At 63.8% G+C, this 2,549-nt stretch carries 4 protein-coding genes; 1 reads left to right on the top strand and 3 read right to left on the bottom strand.

What is annotated here, in order from left to right; genetic code table 11:
* Positions 1-169: 169 nt before the first annotated feature.
* The 3 genes from ACP5J3_RS12965 to ACP5J3_RS12955 form a co-directional block, all read right to left on the bottom strand.
* On the bottom strand, positions 170-262 hold the full coding sequence (locus tag ACP5J3_RS12965; RefSeq protein WP_428496070.1) for a hypothetical protein: 93 nt from the start codon (positions 260-262) through the stop codon (positions 170-172).
* Complete coding sequence (locus tag ACP5J3_RS12960) at positions 250-894, bottom strand: SDR family NAD(P)-dependent oxidoreductase (RefSeq protein WP_428496069.1); 645 nt, start codon at positions 892-894, stop codon at positions 250-252. The genes ACP5J3_RS12965 and ACP5J3_RS12960 overlap by 13 nt, the downstream gene beginning before the upstream one ends.
* A gap of 76 nt (positions 895-970) precedes the next feature.
* A complete protein-coding gene (locus tag ACP5J3_RS12955) occupies positions 971-1,309 on the bottom strand; it encodes a DsrE family protein (RefSeq protein ID WP_428496068.1) in 339 nt (112 codons plus the stop codon).
* A gap of 103 nt (positions 1,310-1,412) precedes the next feature.
* Between ACP5J3_RS12955 and ACP5J3_RS12950 the strand changes: the two genes are divergently transcribed.
* Positions 1,413-2,513 carry an MFS transporter gene (locus ACP5J3_RS12950; protein ID WP_428496067.1) on the top strand — a complete coding sequence of 367 codons (1,101 nt, stop codon included), beginning with the start codon at positions 1,413-1,415 and terminating at the stop codon, positions 2,511-2,513.
* The last annotated feature ends 36 nt before the right edge of the window (positions 2,514-2,549 follow it).

Raw genomic sequence — 2,549 nt, 5'->3', positions numbered from 1 at the left:
GGACACCCCCAGCTCCACAAACCCCACAGCCAAGCACCTCCGCCTAGACCTCTACAGACTGGGAAAACCCACAGGAGCCCCGCTATGTCTCACTCACCACGTGAGGGCTGGCAGTGGTAGCCCACGGAGATAGTGTAGGGGCTGTGTTGACCTCGCCGCTGGGTTTACGTCAGGTGAGCCTCCTGCCTCCGTCTGCCGGGATCACTGCCCCATTTACCCAGTAGGACTCGTCAGTGAGTAGCCATATGACTACCCGGGCCACCTCCTCGGGCGGCGCCTGGGGGGCGCCGAGGGGTGGCCGCCTCGCCGCTCTGCCGGGCGTAAAGTCTTTGCCATCCCGCCGGGCGCCACGCCGTTTACCCTAATCCCCCTGTCCATGAGCTCTGCGGCGAGGGACTCCACAGCCCTAGCCAAAGCCGCCTTAGAGGCGACATACGCCACATTCCTCCTAAGCCAGGCGGGGTACGCCCCGCCTACCGCCGTGACTAGGACTATGGAGGATCCCGGCTTCAGGTGCCTAACCGCCGCCTTGACCACGTAGAGATGAGCCTTCAAATTCCGCGAGAGGAGTTCCTCCAGCGCGGAGGGTTCTAGCTCCTCTATCGGCGTCTCGGCGTAGCCCCTGGCCGTCACCACCACGTCATCTAGGCCCCCGAGCTTGGCGGTCGTGTCTGCCACGGCGGCCTCGGCGCCCTCAGGCCTTGACAAGTCGTAGGCCCCTATGTGGAGCTCGCCAAATTTAGAAAACTCGCGTCTAATCCTCTCTAGAAAGTCTCTACTCCGCGCCGCGGCGTACACCCCGGCACCCTCCGACAGAGCTAGGTATACAACAGCCGAACCCAGCCCAGGCCCCACGCCCCCCACGAAGACTCTCCTACCCTTCAGCCTATCCATGACGTTATTGAATTGCAGATAAAAATGTACTGCGAGCCCGGCGCCGCGGGCCGCGCGGCGCCTGTGCCCAGCTTATTTAGGGCTTTACGTAGAGGTAGCCTGCTGACTGGAGCTCTAGTATTTTTACTATGCCGGCGGGCACAACCTCGGCGAAGGGTAGCAACTCCCCGCGGTCAATTCCGTGTGCTCTGAGGGAGTTGTTGCATATATAGAACTTCACGCCTCTCACCGCCAGCGCGGTGATCCTCTCCTTGATGTGGCTAGGCGTGTATTGTGTGAAGAATATCACGGCGTTGCCGTTCGCCACCACCGCAACCTCCGCCCCCGGCGCCGCCGCCAGCAGATTCTCGATATTAGAAAGAGCGATATTCATGGCGGTCAAATCCTCCCTATCCACATGCACCAGCGCCTTCACAAAAACACCGCCCTCCACGGGTTATAAGTCTTCCGCACGGCGTAGTCGCGTCCCCCGCCACCGCGCCGGTTTTACACTTTAATATCCATGTCCAGCAGCCGGCATGGAGACGCGCTTTTTGCTACTGGGTGCGGTTGCTCTGCAGATGGTGGGCTTCGGCATTATACTACCCGCGATGCCCTTCCTCCTAAGGGAGCTGGGGGGCGACGCGGCGGCCCAGGGCCTGCTGGTGTCCCTATTCTCCCTAATGCAGTTCGTCACCGCCCCGCTCTGGGGCTACGTCTCCGACAAGATAGGCCGGGCCCCCGTGGTGGCGGCTGGCCTAGCCCTCGGAGCCGCCGGCCAGGCCGTCGCCTACGCCGCCCAAAGCCTCGCCCAGCTGGCCCTCGGCAGGGCGCTGGCCGGAGTGGGGGGCGGCACCCTGGCGGCGCTCCAAGCTTGGATAGCGGACCTCACGCCGAGTGACCGCAGAGCCTCCGCCATAGCTCTCTTCGGCATAGCCTTCGGCGTCGGCTTCGTCGCGGGGCCCGCCATCGGGGGCGCGTTAGGCACGCTTTACCCCCGGTTGCCGTTCCTCGCCTCGGCGGTGCTCTACGCCCTGGCAGGCGCCGCGGTGGCTAGATTGCCCAACTCCAGGCCAACCCGGCGCCAGGGTTTTGAAATTGCGGTGGGCCTCCTGGCGGTTCCGGTGCTCATGCTGAACCTGGGCATGTCTATGTTCGAGGCTCTCCTCTCCTACTTCTCAGCCTTCGCCCGGGGGCTGACCCCCTTCCAGATAGGCCTCCTGTTCCTCGCCTCCGGCGTAGCCGCCGGGGCGGCCCAGCCGGTGGTTAGACGCCTCGAGAGGTCCTCCAGCCCGGGTAGAAACGCGCCGCTGGGAATGGCCGTCATGGCGGCGGGGTTGCTCCTGCTGAGCCTCGCCTCGAACTCCCTTGCGGCTCTCTACCTAGGCGCCGCGTTGGTGTCGCTGGGCGGCGTCGTTGCGTCTTCCTTCATATTCGCCGCGGCGTCGAGGAGAGGCGCCGGGGTGGAGCTCGGCGCGTTGCAGTCGGCGGGGACTCTCGGCAGGATAGCCGGACCGGCCATCGGCGGCTACCTCTACACCACAATCTCGGCCACAGCCCCCTTCATAGCCTCGGCCGCGGTGGTGGCCGCCACGGCCGCGTTTACCTCCTTATTACTCTCTAAAGTGGAGGTTCGTTAGATATTTAACTCGTAAATCCGCTGATAGAAGTATTCC

It is taken from the genome of Pyrobaculum sp., from assembly GCF_049971835.1.
Taxonomy (GTDB): Archaea; Thermoproteota; Thermoprotei; order Thermoproteales; family Thermoproteaceae; genus Pyrobaculum.
This window is presented reverse-complemented; position numbering and strand designations above follow the sequence as displayed.

Bases quoted from the DNA above. Each gene is read 5' to 3' on its own strand.
- ACP5J3_RS12960 (WP_428496069.1), bottom strand. From the start codon at position 894: ATGGATAGGCTGAAGGGTAGGAGAGTCTTCGTGGGGGGCGTGGGGCCT.
- ACP5J3_RS12950 (WP_428496067.1), top strand. From the start codon at position 1,413: ATGGAGACGCGCTTTTTGCTACTGGGTGCGGTTGCTCTGCAGATGGTG.